The sequence below is a fragment of the Nanhaiella sioensis genome, assembly GCF_046557775.1.
Taxonomy (GTDB): domain Bacteria; phylum Bacillota; class Bacilli; order Bacillales; family SM2101; genus Nanhaiella; species Nanhaiella sioensis.
Map to the genome: position 1 here is coordinate 4,089,672 of NZ_JBKAEG010000001.1, position 18,585 is coordinate 4,108,256.

Sequence of the window (18,585 nt, forward strand, 5' to 3'; positions counted from 1 at the left end):
AATAACTTTAGTACTTATTATCTCGTAATTCGTGATAGTATTTATATGTAAGCGATTTATATTTTATTATCATCCAGAAAGGGCGTTGAGGAGAATGGGTAAACTTTTAAAATTATCATCAGTTTTGGCAATAATCTTAGCTTTACTGTCACCATCTATTCAAACTGGATTTGCCGCTACAGAACGGGAAGTAGTGGTTAACGAAATAGCTTGGATGGGTACAACTGCAAGTAGTAGTGATGAATGGATTGAACTGTACAATAACTCGAACACTACAATATCATTAGAAGGATGGACATTAAGTTCAATTGATGGAACCCCATCGATAAATTTAAATGGAGAAATTCTTCCAAATGGATATTTTCTTTTAGAGAGAACAGATGATAATACAGTTTCAAATGTAATGGCTGATCTCGTTTATACTGGAGCTTTAAGTAATACAAATGAAGTTTTAGAATTAAGAGATGCCCAAAATAACTTAATAGATATAGTAGATAACTGGTATGCTGGTGATAGTAGTACAAGAGCTACAATGGAGAGAATTGATTCAACAGTTAGTGCATCTGCATCAAATTGGAAGAGCTCAATCTCGACATATAATGGAGGGTTAGGTACACCAAAGCAAACGAACTCTATTGTAACAACTGAGCCGACAGGTTGTAATACAACAGGTGAGCAATTAAACAATGTTTCTAATGAGCTAGGTGCTATTAATGTTTATTTCAATAAATGCGCGAATGTAGAAGATGCAATTACTGGAAATCTAGCAAATTACAATGTTAATTTAGAAAACAGATTGATTCAACGCTTAAATGAGGCTACAACTAGTATAGATATGGCAGCCTATGAAATTAATTTGCCTAGAATTGTAGATACTTTGATTTCGAAAGCTGCTGAAGGAATAGACGTTAGATTTATTGCAGACTCTAAAGATGCTGACGACCCCAACAACTTAGAGCGTTTTGAAACAATGAGGTTATATGTAGAGAAAATGGTTAGAGGGTTAGATGAAATAATTGGTACACCTGATGATATACTTGTGTTCTCAGATTCACCAATGTTTGTTGTCGAGGATGCATTAAAGAGAGTAGAATTTGGATTACCTTCTGATTTTACCGACTTTCCGGAAGTAACAGTTCAAGTTGGAAATACAAATGAAACTGGCTATTTATTTGTAGAAGCTGAACAAAAAGATATTAACTCATACTACTCTCCTAATACTCAAATGCACAACAAATTTGCAGTAGTGGATGATAGTTGGGTGTTTACAGGCAGTTGGAATTATACTGTAACCGGTTTATATGGTACGGAGGAAAATATGCAAAATGGCATCTTAGATGGAAATCAACAACATGTAGTTGAAGTGAATAGTCCAGAACTGGCAAGTATCTATGAAGTTGAATTTAATGAAATGTGGGGGAGTACTTCGCTTATCCCAGATCCGGTAAATGCTAACTTTAATACTCGAAAAGCGGATAATACTACTCATAGTGTGAATATAAATGGAACAACAGTAGAAGTTTATTTTTCATCAGGTGATAATGCATTAGGTCGTGTTCAAGATATTATCAAGAATGAAGCAGATCACAGTGCTTACTTTACAATCTTTGCTTGGAGTGACCAAATCATTTTGGATGAACTGAAATATAAATGGGAAGGTTCATATGACGATTTAGTAGGTTCGTTAACAGGGTTTGATGTTAAAGGCGTCTTTGATTCAAGTTATTGGAATCAGTGGTGGTCAGCAAGTGTTGATATGACAGGTAGAACTGCAACACAGTCAAGTGTAGGAAATCCAAATACTCGTTGGGCAAATCCTGCACCAGTTTATAAAGATAATGAATCTAGAAAACTTCATAGTAAAACTATGTTGATTGATGCTAACTCAACAAGTGATCCAACAGTTATTATAGGTTCTACTAATTGGAGTGAGAATGGTAACAATGTTAATGATGAAAATATGCTAATTATTCACGATGAAGCGATTGCAAATCAATTCCTACAGGAATTTAACGTTAGATATGAAAATGCTAGTGGTTTTTAAGTTATAGAAAAAATATATAACGACATACTGTCCTTATAGTAGAAAAGATATTTAGAAATTATCTATCTACTATAAGGGCATCTTAATGGAAAGCTTATTGAGAAATATTAAATGCAAGATGATGTAATAAAAGATTGATTTTATCGTAAAAAGCCCTACACATTGATAGGGCTATATACTCTTTTTCATTCCACACTCACTACACTCACGTATGAAAACATAATCCTTTACAGAACTTTTAAAACTAGTTGAGTTACAGTTATTGCAGCGACCACAGCTTTATCTGGATACTTTTTGTAATCGTATAATATATTTAAGTCTATCTCAGTGTTATCTGTCATAGAATCACCTTTTATTAGATTTAAGCTCATCTATAATAGCAGATCTTATTGATTATTTATAGCCAAAAGATAAAAAAGTATTTGTGAGTTGTTCTTCAAGTAACTTCTTTTTGTTGAAGAGTATTATTAATCTAACTCTTTGATATACTACACCAAGTGTAAAATATCCATTTTCCATATTTCATTTTCTTTTTTCAAGCCTAATATGACTGTTGGGTGAAAAAGACCAAAATCAACACTCATCTCGACTGATGCATAATTATCAGTTTTATTTTCCTCACTAACTTCAATTGAATTATAATACCTAAAATCAAGTGTGGTTTCCAAATCTTTTTTATGCAGACCCTCCTGGTAATACTTCTGTTTAAAAATCGAAAAATCAGGTAAGGTACCGTCATCATAAGTCAGTGAATAAAGTGCCTCAATATCATCAATTACTACTGAATGAAAGTAAATCAAAACTATTTTCTCTGGTGAGAAACCTAAAAGTTTCCTTATATCTTTATCCTGTGCAAATAATTCGTATGCGTCTAATTCTTTCTCTGACAAGTCTTTTAAATAAGAAAACTCTTTATTAAGTTCATCAATAACCTTTTGTTGTTCCTTGATGGTATTATTAACCTCAACTACTTTTTCATTTAATTGTTCTAGCTTTTCTACTAATAAGGATTTTTCATTATTGCAACCAGTTAAAAACAATATAATTACAGTAAAAAAAACACCTATAGGTTTTATCATTTGCACCCTCCATTGTTAACTAAAGGTATATCTTAAAAAACAATCCATTCTTATTAGTTAAGATCCTAAATATATGATTTATTGTAACATTATATTCCATGAAAATTAGGATATTTTTTATTTGACATCCGGTAGCTTAAAAACTTTACCTCAAGGTATTAGAGGAATTCATGTCTTACATTTAAAAGGAGAGAGTAAAATGAAAAAGCAAAAATTATGGATAGAGATTGAAGGATCAATTAATGAAGATGTTGATTGTGATACATTTACAGATGAATTTATTGATTGGTTAGAATCAAAGGGATGGGAATTCGCAGGTGTAACAAAGCCATTGGAAGATGAGTAATGTTGTACGTGATTTTTACGATAAAATGAAAGTTTTAACGTAATATATGATAAAAATGAAAGAAGCACTCAGAAATGAGTGCACTTAAGAAAAAATAAGTATTGTATATGAGTTTAAAACTGCTCGTGTTTCCAATATAACCCAAATGCCTTTTGGTCTTCATTTTCATTTTCTATTTCTATGGCGTATATATTTGAATCTTTCAATAATTCTTTTATGTCTTTTCCAGTACTAACACCCTTGATTTCAATAATTCCTTTAAATTCATAAGCATCTTTTTCTTGGAAATTTTGTAAAACTTCATATTCGGCTTTTGTAGTACTAATTGTAACTTTATCTTTATTCTCATCAATACCCCTCGCAAGGACTTCAGTGACTTCTATATTATTTTTGTCCGTTAAACTAAAGAAGTCATCAATACTAGTAGGTTGATTTAAAGTAACTAGGAATGAGTACTCCTCTTTATTTTTTAAACCTTTAACTTTTAAATGAGATTTGTTTTTGTATTCATCCAAGTCCTTTCTGGTTTTGATATCAGAATAATCTGATAAAAATTTATCGTTTAATTGTGATGCTGCACTGATATTTACAGCTTTTTCACTTGTAAGAGCAGTAAAATCCATTGGGGAAAAAGCTACATTGTTTATTACATTGCTATATCTTGTACTCCAAATAAATGCGGAATCGAAAGCATTATAATCAAGTGATGGAAGAAGCTGTATGCTAGTTGCTGCATAAGCAATGAGTGCTGAGTTATCGTTCACAGAACTTGTATTAACATCCCACTCTTGGGCTACGTAATATTTCTTTTCAGCAACAAAGCCCTTTTTATCCAATGAAACAACTTCTAGTTCTTCATTATATCCATCTTTATTGTCATCTTCATAGTCATATTTAGGATCCGGTAAGGTAGTAGAAATTCCTATGCCATCAAATGCACCTTCATCGTCATCTCTCACATCGATAGTTGGATATCCACGTTTAGGATCACTAATATAACTTACTTGAGAAGATGTGTAATAGAAAGATAGATCTACCAGAACATTACCATTTTCTTTGTATGCGGAACCTGAACCTTTGTATGGGAGCCAGCCTCTTGATTCATCACTCCCAAAATTCCAAGCACCTGCAGAAGATGCAAAAAGAGTAATTCCAAGAATAGTAGATGTAGCTACAGTTTTTAGTTTAATATTTTTCATATAATCCCTCTTTCCGTATAATTTAGTTCCATAAAACTTTATTGACATTTTCCCTCCCTAAATGAAAATTCATATGTAAGACGATTAAGATCATTTTTTGTCGCACTTTTTTCAAAAAAATTTAAATAATTATAAAAATTATGTCAAAAATACTATAAATTAGATAGATAATATAGTAATTTTATAGGAAATATGACTGATTAAAGGTGCTAAGATTTAACCACACTTAGGAGGTGGTATAAATAGTATGTTAGAAACTAATAATAACGAACTACTTCATTTATATGATCAATATAGTAGTCGCATTTTAAAATTTATTTTTGTTCTTACAAAAGATTACCATGCCTCTGAAGGCTTAACACATGACACATTTATTAAAGTAAGTAAATCACTTTCTAAATTAATTGAGAAAGAGAAAATAGAAACATGGTAATTTCAAATAGCTCATAATATTACAATGGATTATATTAGGAGAAAGAAGTTTAATTTGCTGGAACATCTAATTCCATCTTCAAGAGAGCAAAATAGTAGTCCTCAAACAGAGAGTACAATAATAATCAATGAAAATTTTAAAGAACTGTATGATGCACTTGGTAAGCTTAAACCTACATATCGCGAAGTGATAATTCTTCGAATAATAGAGGAATTATCAATTAAACAAACCAGTGATATTTTGGGATGGTCTGAGAGAGCAAGGATAAATCTACATTGTCTAGGTCATTAAAAGCCTTACGAATAAATTTAGACGAAGGGGGATTTATTTATGAGCATTCGTCATAAAAAATATCCATTTCAAACTGTAAAATACCTGGATCAAGATATCCACTGGAATCCAAAAAAACAATATGAATTGAGGAACAGATTAGAGAATAGCTTAAATAAAAAACATAAGAGAATAAAATTCTCACTTCCCCTTGTTCCCTTAATCGGCGGAATCACTACATTGTGTATTATTGGTATATTTTTAGCTTCTTATATATCCAACGAGGGTATTCAAGAACCGGTAAATGCAACTATTCCTACCGAAAAAATAACAGAGGCTGCACTAAGTGTTGAAGAAAAACTTAATCAAGACTCCGTTTTACATTACGTTAATTTAGATGTTACAAACGGAACAGAGTGTAATTTTTATTTGAATAATGTGCATGGGAGTTATAATTATAAATATAGAGTTTATGCCCCTGATGGTAGGTTGGTGGGAGTTTCTACAACAGCTGGTACTCAAGAACGGTTATATTCAGTAGATTTAGGTAAGTATGGTTCCGGAACTTATAAAATCAAGGTGTATGCTCCAACTGGTAATATAGGAGGACAATACCAATTGAGAGTGAGAAATTTCTAAAAAATATAGGGTTTATGTGTATATTCCTTACCCCAGGGTATAAAAACTAGGGTAAGGAAAAGTAGATAAAATTGGACATAAAAAAATTCATTAGATTATTTCTTAACCATATATAAACTGATTCCAGATGTAAGCTATAACTTCAAATAAACAACTTATTCTAACCGATCATAATTATTTTCTCCTTTTCTATCAATCCTATAAAACGAAACAATTTATATCTCATCAAGGTTATCTAACTCATGTAAATTGAAACCATCTATTACTCCCGTTCGTGTAAATCTCCTCGTTTTCTTCATATGTATCACCCACTAGTTTGAGAAGTATCAATATAAAAAGTTTACCAGATTTTACGATAAAATTTCTGTTTTAATGTAATTAATTGACTTCAAGTTAGTATTTATACCAACAAACGTCAAAATAATACATAAAATCTATTTATGGTAAAATATATCTATATTGAATGGGGAATGGAAGGTAGGATAATAGTGAATAAAGTCATTCAAGTATTTACAAGGTATTTGAATAAGAGGAAACTTAATAAATATCTTAAAGATATTAATAAACACTTAAGTCATATTAGGATTAAAGATCAATTACTTGAAATGGAAATAAAAAACTTGCAAATGCAGAGAGAGGTAATAACAGACGATCAAATAAGAGTTATTGAAAATCATTACAAAGAGGAGTACTTTTATATAACGAAAGATAAATATTATAACTTAAATGAAGTTATTGTATCATTCTTTGAAAGTCAGATTGACTTAATAGAATCATCTCATAAGATGAGTGTTGTTGAAAAAGACTTCAAGTATTTACGTAATAGCTATTTAGAAAATTACAACAGATTATATATTGTACAAGAGGAAGTAAATAAAGAGATTAAACACTATTATTCTCTTATGGGTTCATTTTTTAATGAAGTTGAACATATTAAAAAGGACTATATTGGTAGTAGCCTTTTCAACAGTGTTTTATACAAACAAAAAGAAACATATTTATTTTATAAAGACTATATGGAGAGTATACAAGATAAAAATATACTTCATTTTATCAACCTTTATAGTAATTTTGAAAATTACATTAAAAAATGGAACATGGAATATATTGAAAGAGAACTCAAAAAAAATGAACAATTATTTAATAATATTGATGGGAAATCACTTGATTTACAACAAAGAAAAGCAATAGTAACTAACGAGGATAGCAACTTAATAATAGCAGGTGCAGGTAGTGGTAAAACGCTAACAATCTCTGGGAAGGTGAAATATTTAATAGAAGTAAAGAAAGTAAAAGCAGAAGAGATATTATTAATATCATTTACGAATAAAGCATCTGAAGAAATGTATGAAAGAATCTCGAAAAAACTTTGTGTGGATGTTGATGTTAAAACATTTCATAAATTAGGATTAGAGATTATTTCAAAAGAAAAGGGTTCTAGACCTGATATAATAGAAAATCCACAGGATTTGATCAATAATTATATGTTCAAAGAGGTTTATAACAATAAAGAACAAGTGAAAAAGCTGATAGAGTTCTTCGGATATTATTTAAACGTTCCTAAAAACTTGGATGAATTTGAGAATTTAGGTGAATATCATGAACACTATAAGAATATTGATTTTGAAACCTTAAAAAGTAAAATGGATAAGGTTAAATATATTAATCATAAAACGCAACAACTTGCACAAAACTTAAGAACAATTAGTGGAGAAACAGTAAAAAGTCTTGAAGAGTTCCTTATTGCAAATTTCTTATTTTTAAATGGTATTCAATATGTATACGAAAAAGAGTATGAGTATAATACAAGAGATGAAAATTATAGGCAATATAAACCTGATTTTTATTTACCTGAATATGATCTTTACCTTGAACATTTTGGTGTAAATGAACAGATGAGAGCACCTTGGTTAAATTCTTTTGAGGAAAGAGAATATATCAAAGGTATTCACTGGAAGCGAAGTGTCCATGAGAAAAATAAAACAAAATTAATTGAGTCGTTTTCATATTATAACAGCAAAGGAATACTACTTGAAAAACTAGAAGAAAACTTAAAGAAACAAGGAGTTGAATTAAAAGAAGTTGACTTTTTAGAAATTTTCTCATCGGTTTATGATCAAGGAAAAGACCGATTCTTAAAAGAATTTATTAAATTAGTCGGGACATTTATTAATTTATTCAAATCAAATGGATTTAGTGTAGAGAAATTTGAAGATTTCATTAAAGAAAATGAGACCCTTAGGAGTAAGAACTTATTTTTATATAAGAGAACACAGTTATTTTTTGAATTAGTAGAACCGATTTTCATTTACTATCAAGATACACTAAAGCAAAAAAATGAAATTGATTTTAACGATATGATTAATATGGCTACTAACATTGTAAAGGATGGGGAAGATTATTTTCCTTATAAGTACATAATAATTGATGAGTATCAAGACATTTCTAAAAGCAGATTTCATTTAGTGAATGCAATAAAGGAAAAAACAATGGCAAAAGTGATGTGTGTAGGAGATGACTGGCAATCTATTTTTCGCTTTGCTGGCAGTGACTTAGAACTTTTTACTAGTTTTGAAAAATACTTTGGACAGAATGAAATCACGAGGATAGAAAAAACATATCGAAATGCACAACAACTCATCGATATTGCCGGAGACTTTGTGATGAAAAATCCACTTCAATATAAGAAAGATTTAAAATCAGATAAACAAAATGAAGCTCCTATAAAAATAATAGGTTATCAAAAAGATAAGTTAGAGGCGCTAACAAGTGCTATCGAAAATATTGTTAACCTTTACGGACAAGAAGCAGAAATAATGTTATTGGGAAGAAATAATTTCGATATATCTTTTATAGATAAATCAATGGTTTTTACAAAACATCACGATAAGCAACTAGGAAAGATGAAAGTGAAATACAATAAATTTCCTAATTTAGAAATATCATTTTTAACTGTACATAGAAGTAAGGGACTAGAAGCTGAAAATGTTATCATTATCAATGCTGAAAATAGCATGGTTGGTTTCCCGAATAAAATAGCTGATGACCCACTCCTTAGTTGGGTTTTAACTGATAGTGATAATTTTGTGTTCGCAGAAGAACGAAGATTATTTTATGTTGCTCTTACACGTACTAAAAATGATACATATATACTTTCACCAGAACAGAAACGATCTTCTTTTGTTAAGGAATTACAGAAGGATTTTAACATCGAATACCAAAAACCAATATCTGAAGTATCAATTATAGAGAATCCAAATTGTCCAAGGTGCCAAAGTGGCTTTATGGTTAAACGAACATCAAACAAAGGTCAATTTTTAGGGTGTACAAATTATCCTAAATGTAACTACACGATTAACAATACAGCTGTAATTAATAATCAAAAAAAATGTGGAAGCTGTGGTTCTTACATGGTTAAAAAAAATGGTAGGTACGGCGTATTCTATGGTTGTACAAATTTTCCAAAATGCGAGAACACAGAAAATATAGGGAGCTCACAATATAGAAAAAGAGCTTATTAACTATATTATTTATGAGGTATATTTAACACATTTATTAGAAAATGACTTAACCCTTGCTCTTTTGAGTTTGGGTTTTTGTTGTAGTCAAACATAAATTTTGACATAAAACTTGCATTTTATTGTCCGTTTTCTAAGAAATGTCTGATTATGATAGAATTGGAATAAAAGAATCGTTTTATTTGAAAGGAAGATTGTATTAATGATTGGGAGTTCAATTAAACACTATACAAATAAAACTGTCGTAACGACAAAAAAAGATGGTGAAACAGTAAGAGAAGTAGTACTTTTTTCAGGAAAAGAATATATTGTGAACCCAATTAATAAAAACAAATTAAAGCACAGAGGAAGAAAAGTTGAATATAAGAGTTATAGTTCAAATGGAGGCTATACTACTGCAAAGGTAAAATTTTTGGACAATGACAGATATGGAAAAGTAGAAATTGATGACCTAGATAATATTGAAGCCATAGATAATCAGACATCTATTAATGATATGGAAAAATTAAGATCTATGTTTCAGATATATCTGGATATTTTAGAAGTAGTTGATCGAAGAAAAGACAACAGTGGTATTACTAAAATAACCCAAAAAGAACTTGCAGATATTAATAACACTATTGCTACAAATATTTCAAAAAGAATTAAACATTTGATACATTACGGTGCTATTGAGAAAATTAATGATGGATTTTACAAGATTTTGCACAATGACATAATGTTTACTCCATTTAGAGTTGTAGTGTTAGTTGCAGATTTAATTAATTATAATCCCGAACTAATAAGAAATTATAAATCTCAAGCAAGCCTTTTAAATGTATCAATTGCAGACATTTATCAAGCATGGGGTTATTTGAAATTACTAGAAAATTAAATTCAAATGAAAAGAATAAATGAATCAATTTCTTGTTAGAAGGGGTTGACCAGTCATTATTGTTATTGCCTTTTATTCGCTTAATTTGATAAGATATAAGTCGTTACATAGAGAGGTGGAAATATAATGAACAAAACAGAATTAGTAAACTCAGTAGCTGAAAAAGCAGAATTAAGTAAGAAGGACGCAGGTAAAGCACTAGAAGCGGTATTCGGTGCAATTGGTGACTCATTAAAGGATGGCAATAAAGTTTCTCTACTTGGTTTTGGAACGTTTGAAGTACGTGAAAGAGCAGCGCGTAAAGGACGTAATCCACAAACTGGTGAAGAAATTGAAATCGCTGCAAGTAAAGCACCGGCATTTAAACCAGGAAAAGAATTAAAGGAAGCTGTGAAAAACTAGTCACTTCCTTAAAGCCTATCTTATAAGATAGGCTTTTTTCAGTTACATCAACATAATGAAGAGACATTTTATCGGGTAAAAAAAGGATCAAAAACAATTACAAAAAATTTATAAAAGTTGTTTGACAATATAAAATAACTATATATAATATATAGTGTTGAAGAGATAGAGAAGATATATGGTTCAATTCTACTAAGTAGAATAAATGAACGAAGATTATTATTCTAAATTAAGATCGGAGCTTGCCGATGCTGTATAAAAAGAAGTGATGGAGAAATATTAATCTATCAGGGCTATGTGCCAAAAGAACTATAATAGAATCTATATAGTGGAATAAAATTTAATACAAATTAATCATATATAATGTATTGACTGACTATATCAAATTTTGTAAAATAAGAATTAATTAATAGATTTGAAAATTTTTGGGAGTTGGTCATTGTGGTTCAACGATTAACATTTAAACAAAAAGTACTACACAAAATTAAATCATTGGGTTGGGGATATAAAACAAAAGCTGCTAAGATTGCAAATTTTAAGGAAGCTGGTGGCCTAACGAGAGTTTTGAATGATGAGAGTAGAGAATTTGAAGATTTTTTCGGATTAATTAAGCTTGTACAAGAATTATTTCCTGGTGAAGAAAAAGAAATGATGTATGAATATTCATTATCACTCGAACCAACTAAGAGAACTGCTAGGTTCATGCTTGAGTATTTTAACATTAATAGAATGGACAAAGAAAAAAAAGAGTTAATAGATCGACTGATCAAGTGCAACAATGATGATAGTAAAGAGTGGGCTAGATTATATGACATTAATCAACAATTTCTGGATAGTAATTTAAGCTACTTAGAAGCTCTAAAGAAGTATGATAAGAAAGGTAGTAAATCAACAGAAGCTGATATATGTAAAACAATCTTTAAAGCATATTGTTATCTTTATCAGCAAAAGTATGAAGTCGCCAATGATATGATTGCAACTATCAGTGAGAAAGAGTTCGATGATATAAGAGAAGTGTTCATAAAAAATATTTTCTATGCTAGATTTCTTTTAATTAAGGCTGAATACTGTGCTCGAAATGGAAGCTTACATAAATCAAGAGAGATGTGTAAAAAGATAATAATGAATACAAATGAACCGATTTTACAAACTTGGGCTATGTTGCATATGGGAAACTCTTATATGCTAGATAACTATTCCAAAGGAAATGAGTATTTAATTAAAGGTTATGAAATGTCTAAAGGTTTGACAGAAAATTTGAGAACAAACATCAAGCGAAGTATGACATTCTTAGATAATTTATGGGGTAAAAAGCCAAGGTATTTAGATTTAAATAGTACTAATTCTTCAGATTTACATGAAATAGTAAGATATCACATTAACAACAAACGTAACGAAGAAGCAATGGAACTACTTAAATCTGAACAGGTTGATGATTTAACTGATAATCAAAGGGCATTTCACTACTACCTTAAAGGATTAATCACGAGGGATATAGGAGATTTCTGTGAATCAGTAAAAGCGTTTAGAAAGTCAGGTGATATGTACTATAGAAAATTACCTTTAATAGAATTAGAAAAATTAAAAATTGACATACGAATAATTGATGTTTTATTAGTCGGTTAATAATTTAGAAGGAGGTGATAAGAATGAAGAAACTAATCGTAACATTGGTATGTTCTGCATTGGTTATAATAAGCGCTAGTGTTATTCTTACTAATTTTAATGACCAGCATTTAGCCGATCCGGGAGGTGGAGTACCTAAACCAACTAACATAGTAAGTGATACTGATGAGAGTGTGTCAACTCCAACAACTGATATTGCTGATGACACTGAAGGTGGAAAATAGATTTACATAACTTAAAAAAGACATTACCCTGAAATGGGTGATGTCTTTTATAGTTTATAGAATATATGTCAATTTTCCAATAAAATAAAATATGCACAATTTAAAAAGGAGAGGTTTAAAATGAAACGAAACTATTCAAGAATGCTGAAACAATTACAAATGGCGTACATGCCACTAACAATGAAGAACGAAAATGAAGATTATACTTGTGTACATTGCTGGAAGAGTACCTGTAATTGTGCTAATGACAAGACAGCAATTAAAACCGACCCATTCTTAAACTTTACAGGAGAAGAATTGTACTATGTATAAGAAATGAGATTTTCTTTATTATAAATTAATATAATAATAAAATTATTATGTATTTTCTAATGGACAAATTGTAAAATCATGTTATAATTACTTATAAATACATAATTAATTTTTATTAAATTGAGGTGCATGAGATGTCTGTTGTGTCTATGAGAAAATACATAATGGAGAAAGAGTATCAGCAGTCTGTTAAATACATGAGCTTAGATCTGGCCTTAGACCCTAGTTATTTTACATTTAATCCAACGAGAACTCCTAAGCAGATTGCAAGAGATATGACGATAGGTTATATGAAATTATTATCATATAATCAAAAAGGGTAAATAAGTAACATATAGATTAAAGGAGGGTTGTAATTGACTAAGTGACTTATTGTAAATAAATTAATTGACTATATAAACAAAATCCTATAGAAGTAATGAAAAACTTAGTTGACTTATAAAATATACATAATTACATACCTATATATAATTGTTATCTAAAGAGGATAGAGGATGATTCTTTACTATTAAATCATGGTTTCAATAAATAACATATAGGGAGTTGAAATAATGGTTGATGTATCTGAAGATTTATTGTCAATTTCTTTCAATAAGGAACAGTGGGATAAAGTTTATAAGTGGTTTCTTACAGTTAAAGAAGTTTGTGAAATAGACGAAGGTGATATTGAGGTAGCTGAACAAATTGTGAATACTTTAGTGGGAGAGTATGGGGATTTCAAATAGTTTTCTAAATTTCTGTATTGAATTAAGGTTTGATATTTACATAATACTTTATTGATTTCTTCTTAAATTGCTTAATCGGATTATGATAGTTTGGTATAATAGCTGGGAATCGTGATTATATGGTTTTATTTGAAGAATTTGTCTCAAGTGCAAATTCTTTTTTATATTAAAGAAAAACCAACCAAATATACCAAATTCTCCTTTACATATAATTGGTATGACTTTATAATTGATTTATAATAAAAATTAATTAAATAACAAAAATATGTATAATTAATGTTTTAAAGAAATATAAGTAGTATATAATTATTAAAAGGAGATGGAGGATATGGCACTTACTGATATCTCAGGCTGGTATAGAAGAAATTCCAAGAATATGAAAGAAAATGACCTCAGAAAAGCTTTAAAAGAAGCTAGGCAGGCAGAGAAGATTATAATGAATGAGTTGAAAAAGAGGGGAGTGGCATAAGTTGTTGGCTCAAAATGTTGTTAATTTGGGAAATGAAAACAGCATAGTCTACGAGCAGATTCAAAGATATTTCGAGAAACTAGAAAGAAGAAGTCCCAAAACAAAAGAGTCTTATGAACGGGATATTAAAGATTTCTTTTTGATGATTAAAGGGAAAAAACTTCAAGAATTAAATTTTGAAGATATTCAAGTAAATTTGGAAGATACTGAAGACTTTATTGAAATTTTAATAAGCCAAAGCGATCAAGAAGGAAATAGAAAATATGCTAATAAAACGATTAATGGAAAGATAACATCACTCAAAGGCTTAATTAAATACTTATCAGCTAAGAAATTAGTAAAAGACGTTTCTTTTTTATCATTAACAGAGAGTTTGCCAGAGGTTACAGAGAGTTATGATGCACTTACTGTAGATGAAGTTTTGGAATTAGCTGAATTAGCTTCAAAAGAAAGAGATAAGGGAGAAGAAAAGAAACTTCTCTTGTGGTTTGCATTGGATACATCAATAAGAAAATCAGCAATTTTGGAACTTAAGTGGAGTAACTTCTATGAAACAGAGTTTAACTATTTAATAAAAGGAATAGACAAAGGAAATAAGCAATTTACCAGAAGAATTTCTAAAGTTTTCTATAATGAGTTACTTAAATTAAAATCAGAATCAGAATATGTTTTTAGCTTAAAGAAAAGCACTCTTGATAAAGTCTTTAAAAGAGTAAGAAATAAAATGGATTTTGGAGATAGAAAAATAGTAATTCATTCCATAAGAAAAGCCGGAGGGTCTTTCTTTTATAATCAAACTAAAGATTTGGACGCTACAAGAAACTATCTAGGTCATGTATCCCCAAGTACTACAGTATTATACACTAGTCCGAATGATTATGGTGCTACAGGAGCCATATCAATCAAAGATACCATTGATAAAGATTTATTTAAAAAGGTTTCACATGAAGAAATAATTAAAGCTATATCGATGTTAGATTCTGGACAGAAGATGTTGATTAATAAAAAGATTATGGAGCTTAAAGAATAATTTATATTAGAACTATATAAATAATTATTTACTATAAATTTTTATTAATATATAGTTAACTTAGATATAAATTTAAGGTGGAGAGCAAAATGAGACAAGATCGTTCTTTGTTAGAACAGAATTTAATTAAACCTACATTAATAATAAAAAGAAAACGAAATGTTGTAAAAGAAATTAAATATCATTTATCAGAGAAACATTCCATTTTAGATGGATCAATTCAATCTTGGATCAACAACCCTGCTAAAGAATTGCAGAGTATAGACAACAGGCTTTTATTTCTCTTTGCAGAGCAAATCTATTTGAAAACAGGAGACACGAATATCAATCCAGAGGATTTTTTTACAAAATCTGAAATTAAAACAGCTAGACAATATAGTGGAAAGCTTTATATAGAGGAAGAATTTGAGTTTCCGTACACAGTAAAAGCTGGGGAATATAATCATGAAACATGGCATTTTTTTATAACAATTCAAGATTTAATTGACATGTTGAAGTCAAGAAAACTTCATTATAATTTTAATGTCCAAAGGGCTCCTAGTTACACCAAAGTTGGAGGAGAAATAGTTGAAGAAGCCACTTTAGTGATGAAAAATGTTCTAGAGATGAAAAACTTATTAAAAGAAGATAACCTTGTTGCGACAGACTTAACTTTTAATGCTGCGGTGGGAACTTCTGATGTAGGTGAAGAGATATTATTTGATAAATCTTCAGGAGAACTTACTATTACAGAAGGTACCAAATTAGATATACTCGATGGTTGGCACAGAACAAAGGCGGCAGAAATGGCTTTAGCTGAAAATCCTGTAGTTGGTGAATTTAAATTTGGAGTAAAATTATTAAATTTAACAGATGACAGAGCAAGAAAACACCTAGCACAAATATCTAAAGGAACTCCACAATCTAAAGTGAGAATACGGGAACTTGGTGGAGAAACATATGCTGATCAAATAATTAAAGAATTATCTACAAAATCAGAGCTAAAAGGCCGCATATCTAAAAAAGAAGGACTTTCTAAGTTAAGGGAGGAATTAGTAACCTATAACACATTATTAAGCTCCATTGAAAAGAACTTTAACTTAGAAAGAAAAGTTGACATGTTTAATTGTTCTGACTACCTAAGAGAATTTTTTGATGTTTTAATTGGAACTTATCAAGAAGAATTTGTAGAAAAGTATATAGAAACTAAGGAAAAGTCACTCATAAATGACAACAATATGTTCGCTGGCTATATTTTACTTGCTTCTCAAATGCAAAAAGCTAACATTGATGCGAGATATGTTATTAAATATGTTAAAGAAATCGACTTCAATAGAGATAATAAAATGTGGCAAGAACAAGGTGTATTAGATGAGAAAGGTCGTTTGACTAGAAAGGCAAAATTAGGTATAGAGAAATTATTTAACGATGTAGATGTATAGGGGTCTAAGAGCTGGGAGGGAACTTGGTGTGAGTGAACTTTATAATGAAGCGCTAAAAAATAGGTATCTTAATGAATTTGAAAACGAAGATTCTAGAGTAGTAATAAAATATGTGTTTGTTGCTTCTAGGAATTCAGAAGAGAACGTACTTGAAAGAGATCTATATAATTTTAATAAAGAACAAATTGGAACTATCATTCAAAGTATGTCCCCAAAAACATTGAATACAGCTCGGTCATATACTGCTTATATTAGGCAATATATTACATGGGCTATTAAAAATGGATATAGAGAGAACAACTTAAACCCTTTGGATACGGCAAATAAAGAATGGTATTCACAATTTATTGATAAAACATATAAAATACATTTTTCAGATGAAGAATTTGAAGACTTTATAGAGAGTTTTGAAAATGCTGTCGATCAAGCAATGTTCCAGCTTTTTTATGAAGGTGCAATGGGAGAAGATTTTAGTGAAATTAAAAACCTAAACTATTACGATATTGATTGGAATAAAAATACTATAGAATTAAAAGATGATGCAAGTGAAGAAAAGAGAAAGTTAAAGATATCTGACAGATGTGTAAGATATTTAAAAAATGCATATGCGCAAGAAAAATATATGTCCTACAATGTAAAAACAAAGAATTTTAATGAAAAAGAACTTTTTACTGGAGATTTTATTTTTAGAAATGTAAAACATCATAGAACAAAGGATATCGTTCTTAGTACAGGTGTTATTTATACTAGAATAAATGCGATTAAAGAAATCCATGGATTAGATTATTTAACTCCAAATGGCATTAGACAGAGTGGAATGCTTAAAGAAGCTGCTGAGGTATTACAAGAAGAAGGAGAATTGAAATATAAACAATTCGCCAAGTTAGGTGAAAAGTTTAATGTACCAATGTTTAATAATAACGGTATGATGATGTATAATACAACTTTAATAAAGACTTTTATTACTTCTGAAAATCTTAAGGAGTTATATGATATAGATATTGATTTGTAATGCGAGATCCCTGTTTGTGTAAAACAGGGATTTACTTTGTTAAAAAATAATCTTGTATAAAATACAGTTAAAATAGTGCCGATTTTTCCATTCCGGAAAAATGGAACATTTTATTACTAAAATGTCAATAGAAAAAAGTAAATATACCAAATAATTTTAATTTTCGACAAAATAAGTCAAGGACAAAAGAAAAAATTTGCTGTAAAATGTTAATTATAGTAAATATGACACGACAAAGTTCACGATATAGTGAATTAAAAAACATGACGAAGGAGTGTCCATTCGTCATGTTTACTCAAAGCTCATGTAATTTCCATTCATACAAGTCATCAATATGACAATCTAGAATGTTAGCAATTTTTTTAGCGTTTTGTAAAGACATTGTACGTGTATTATTTATGTATTCGCTTATTTGCTGTTTTGATATACCAGTTGCAATTGATAGATCCACCTGAGACATGTATGATTCATTCAATAGCTTATGGAGTAAACACTTTCCGATTATATCTTTGCTCATCGGAAATCCTCCTACTACGAAAATAATACAATAATATCATATCAGTTGTTGGTAAAGGTTGGCAAGTTTTAAATAATTTAGTTGCATACGAACGTTACTGGACTTATAATATAAACACGAACATACATTCCTATTTAGTCCGCAAGAGTTATCAATACATTTTCTAATAACTCAATATTAATATGAACACAATTAGAGGGGGAAACATTCTTGGTACTACCTATTCAATGTAAGATAACTTTAAGTGCAACAGTATATACTACAAAATCAGAAGAAGAATTTAAACAATGTTTTCTTCCAGAGGCAACATCGGGAGGAGACTGTAGCGTCATGATAAATGGCAAGTTACACAAACTGAATGTGTCGCAGATAGAAGCAATTGAGATAATAGAAACTGAAGAAACATAAGTAATTATTCTGTTATATGAGAACATCTGAGGTCAAT

Annotated in this window: 21 protein-coding genes and 1 pseudogene; 18 read left to right on the forward strand and 4 right to left on the reverse strand. The window is 29.8% G+C overall.

The window, feature by feature from the left end; all coding sequences use genetic code 11:
* Window positions 1–94: 94 nt before the first annotated feature.
* Window positions 95–2,044 (forward strand): phospholipase D-like domain-containing protein, encoded by a 1,950-nt coding sequence (locus V1503_RS19130; RefSeq protein ID WP_410628741.1) that lies wholly within the window; start codon window positions 95–97, stop codon window positions 2,042–2,044.
* A gap of 171 nt (window positions 2,045–2,215) precedes the next feature.
* Here V1503_RS19130 and V1503_RS25205 read toward each other — a convergent pair.
* Both V1503_RS25205 and V1503_RS19135 read right to left on the reverse strand, forming a co-directional pair.
* Window positions 2,216–2,275, reverse strand: a pseudogene (locus V1503_RS25205) (DUF8096 family protein); the annotation flags it as partial.
* 257 nt (window positions 2,276–2,532) lie between these two features.
* Complete coding sequence (locus tag V1503_RS19135) at window positions 2,533–3,123, reverse strand: hypothetical protein (protein ID WP_410628742.1); 591 nt, start codon at window positions 3,121–3,123, stop codon at window positions 2,533–2,535.
* A gap of 199 nt (window positions 3,124–3,322) precedes the next feature.
* Here V1503_RS19135 and V1503_RS19140 point away from each other — a divergent pair, with 199 nt between their 5' ends.
* Window positions 3,323–3,469 carry a hypothetical protein gene (locus V1503_RS19140; RefSeq protein WP_410628743.1) on the forward strand — a complete coding sequence of 49 codons (147 nt, stop codon included), beginning with the start codon at window positions 3,323–3,325 and terminating at the stop codon, window positions 3,467–3,469.
* Window positions 3,470–3,582: 113 nt separating this feature from the next.
* Here V1503_RS19140 and V1503_RS19145 read toward each other — a convergent pair whose 3' ends face one another.
* A complete protein-coding gene (locus V1503_RS19145; protein ID WP_410628744.1) occupies window positions 3,583–4,668 on the reverse strand; it encodes a hypothetical protein in 1,086 nt (361 codons plus the stop codon).
* A gap of 247 nt (window positions 4,669–4,915) precedes the next feature.
* Here V1503_RS19145 and V1503_RS19150 point away from each other — a divergent pair, with 247 nt between their 5' ends.
* The 15 genes from V1503_RS19150 to V1503_RS19220 all read left to right on the forward strand — a co-directional run bounded on the left by V1503_RS19150 (window position 4,916) and on the right by V1503_RS19220 (window position 17,623).
* Window positions 4,916–5,101, forward strand: coding sequence for an RNA polymerase sigma factor (locus tag V1503_RS19150; protein WP_410628745.1), 186 nt, complete (start codon window positions 4,916–4,918; stop codon window positions 5,099–5,101).
* Between the two features lie 54 nt (window positions 5,102–5,155).
* Entirely contained in the window at window positions 5,156–5,392 is a 237-nt protein-coding gene (locus V1503_RS19155; protein WP_410628746.1) for an RNA polymerase sigma factor, read from the forward strand.
* A 39-nt stretch (window positions 5,393–5,431) separates the two neighbouring features.
* Window positions 5,432–6,010, forward strand: coding sequence for a hypothetical protein (locus V1503_RS19160; protein ID WP_410628747.1), 579 nt, complete (start codon window positions 5,432–5,434; stop codon window positions 6,008–6,010).
* A 488-nt stretch (window positions 6,011–6,498) separates the two neighbouring features.
* A complete protein-coding gene (locus V1503_RS19165) occupies window positions 6,499–9,531 on the forward strand; it encodes a UvrD-helicase domain-containing protein (RefSeq protein WP_410628748.1) in 3,033 nt (1,010 codons plus the stop codon).
* 199 nt (window positions 9,532–9,730) lie between these two features.
* Complete coding sequence (locus V1503_RS19170; RefSeq protein ID WP_410628749.1) at window positions 9,731–10,402, forward strand: hypothetical protein; 672 nt, start codon at window positions 9,731–9,733, stop codon at window positions 10,400–10,402.
* Window positions 10,403–10,528: 126 nt separating this feature from the next.
* Window positions 10,529–10,804: an HU family DNA-binding protein gene (locus V1503_RS19175; protein WP_410628750.1), complete on the forward strand. Its 276-nt coding sequence runs from the start codon at window positions 10,529–10,531 to the stop codon at window positions 10,802–10,804.
* Window positions 10,805–11,245: 441 nt separating this feature from the next.
* On the forward strand, window positions 11,246–12,430 hold the full coding sequence (locus V1503_RS19180) for an AimR family lysis-lysogeny pheromone receptor (RefSeq protein ID WP_410628751.1): 1,185 nt from the start codon (window positions 11,246–11,248) through the stop codon (window positions 12,428–12,430).
* Window positions 12,431–12,453: 23 nt separating this feature from the next.
* A complete protein-coding gene (locus V1503_RS19185; protein ID WP_410628752.1) occupies window positions 12,454–12,654 on the forward strand; it encodes a hypothetical protein in 201 nt (66 codons plus the stop codon).
* 120 nt (window positions 12,655–12,774) lie between these two features.
* On the forward strand, window positions 12,775–12,966 hold the full coding sequence (locus V1503_RS19190) for a hypothetical protein (protein ID WP_410628753.1): 192 nt from the start codon (window positions 12,775–12,777) through the stop codon (window positions 12,964–12,966).
* 134 nt (window positions 12,967–13,100) lie between these two features.
* Entirely contained in the window at window positions 13,101–13,289 is a 189-nt protein-coding gene (locus V1503_RS19195; RefSeq protein WP_410628754.1) for a hypothetical protein, read from the forward strand.
* A gap of 228 nt (window positions 13,290–13,517) precedes the next feature.
* Entirely contained in the window at window positions 13,518–13,691 is a 174-nt protein-coding gene (locus V1503_RS19200) for a hypothetical protein (protein ID WP_410628755.1), read from the forward strand.
* A gap of 328 nt (window positions 13,692–14,019) precedes the next feature.
* Window positions 14,020–14,160 (forward strand): hypothetical protein, encoded by a 141-nt coding sequence (locus tag V1503_RS19205; RefSeq protein ID WP_410628756.1) that lies wholly within the window; start codon window positions 14,020–14,022, stop codon window positions 14,158–14,160.
* Window position 14,161: 1 nt separating this feature from the next.
* Window positions 14,162–15,190 (forward strand): tyrosine-type recombinase/integrase, encoded by a 1,029-nt coding sequence (locus V1503_RS19210; protein ID WP_410628757.1) that lies wholly within the window; start codon window positions 14,162–14,164, stop codon window positions 15,188–15,190.
* 89 nt (window positions 15,191–15,279) lie between these two features.
* Window positions 15,280–16,611, forward strand: a complete 1,332-nt coding sequence (locus tag V1503_RS19215; protein WP_410628758.1) for a DNA sulfur modification protein DndB — start codon at window positions 15,280–15,282, stop codon at window positions 16,609–16,611.
* 28 nt (window positions 16,612–16,639) lie between these two features.
* Window positions 16,640–17,623, forward strand: coding sequence for a phage lytic cycle repressor MrpR family protein (locus tag V1503_RS19220; protein ID WP_410628759.1), 984 nt, complete (start codon window positions 16,640–16,642; stop codon window positions 17,621–17,623).
* 295 nt (window positions 17,624–17,918) lie between these two features.
* Here V1503_RS19220 and V1503_RS19225 read toward each other — a convergent pair whose 3' ends face one another.
* The gene (locus V1503_RS19225) at window positions 17,919–18,140 is read right to left on the reverse strand and encodes a helix-turn-helix domain-containing protein (RefSeq protein WP_410628760.1); all 222 of its coding nucleotides are present in this window, start codon (window positions 18,138–18,140) and stop codon (window positions 17,919–17,921) included.
* A gap of 210 nt (window positions 18,141–18,350) precedes the next feature.
* On the opposite strand from V1503_RS19225, the gene V1503_RS19230 reads away from it, so the two are divergent.
* On the forward strand, window positions 18,351–18,548 hold the full coding sequence (locus tag V1503_RS19230; protein ID WP_410628761.1) for a hypothetical protein: 198 nt from the start codon (window positions 18,351–18,353) through the stop codon (window positions 18,546–18,548).
* Window positions 18,549–18,585: the final 37 nt, after the last annotated feature.

What these genes read in the sequence shown, in the direction of transcription:
- V1503_RS19130 (WP_410628741.1), top strand. Translation starts at nt 95, where the DNA reads ATGGGTAAACTTTTAAAATTATCATCAGTTTTGGCAATAATCTTAGCT.
- V1503_RS19135 (WP_410628742.1), bottom strand. Translation starts at nt 3,123, where the DNA reads ATGATAAAACCTATAGGTGTTTTTTTTACTGTAATTATATTGTTTTTA.
- V1503_RS19140 (WP_410628743.1), top strand. Translation starts at nt 3,323, where the DNA reads ATGAAAAAGCAAAAATTATGGATAGAGATTGAAGGATCAATTAATGAA.
- V1503_RS19145 (WP_410628744.1), bottom strand. Translation starts at nt 4,668, where the DNA reads ATGAAAAATATTAAACTAAAAACTGTAGCTACATCTACTATTCTTGGA.
- V1503_RS19150 (WP_410628745.1), top strand. Translation starts at nt 4,916, where the DNA reads ATGTTAGAAACTAATAATAACGAACTACTTCATTTATATGATCAATAT.
- V1503_RS19160 (WP_410628747.1), top strand. Translation starts at nt 5,432, where the DNA reads ATGAGCATTCGTCATAAAAAATATCCATTTCAAACTGTAAAATACCTG.
- V1503_RS19170 (WP_410628749.1), top strand. Translation starts at nt 9,731, where the DNA reads ATGATTGGGAGTTCAATTAAACACTATACAAATAAAACTGTCGTAACG.
- V1503_RS19175 (WP_410628750.1), top strand. Translation starts at nt 10,529, where the DNA reads ATGAACAAAACAGAATTAGTAAACTCAGTAGCTGAAAAAGCAGAATTA.
- V1503_RS19185 (WP_410628752.1), top strand. Translation starts at nt 12,454, where the DNA reads ATGAAGAAACTAATCGTAACATTGGTATGTTCTGCATTGGTTATAATA.
- V1503_RS19190 (WP_410628753.1), top strand. Translation starts at nt 12,775, where the DNA reads ATGAAACGAAACTATTCAAGAATGCTGAAACAATTACAAATGGCGTAC.
- V1503_RS19195 (WP_410628754.1), top strand. Translation starts at nt 13,101, where the DNA reads ATGTCTGTTGTGTCTATGAGAAAATACATAATGGAGAAAGAGTATCAG.
- V1503_RS19200 (WP_410628755.1), top strand. Translation starts at nt 13,518, where the DNA reads ATGGTTGATGTATCTGAAGATTTATTGTCAATTTCTTTCAATAAGGAA.
- V1503_RS19205 (WP_410628756.1), top strand. Translation starts at nt 14,020, where the DNA reads ATGGCACTTACTGATATCTCAGGCTGGTATAGAAGAAATTCCAAGAAT.
- V1503_RS19215 (WP_410628758.1), top strand. Translation starts at nt 15,280, where the DNA reads ATGAGACAAGATCGTTCTTTGTTAGAACAGAATTTAATTAAACCTACA.
- V1503_RS19225 (WP_410628760.1), bottom strand. Translation starts at nt 18,140, where the DNA reads ATGAGCAAAGATATAATCGGAAAGTGTTTACTCCATAAGCTATTGAAT.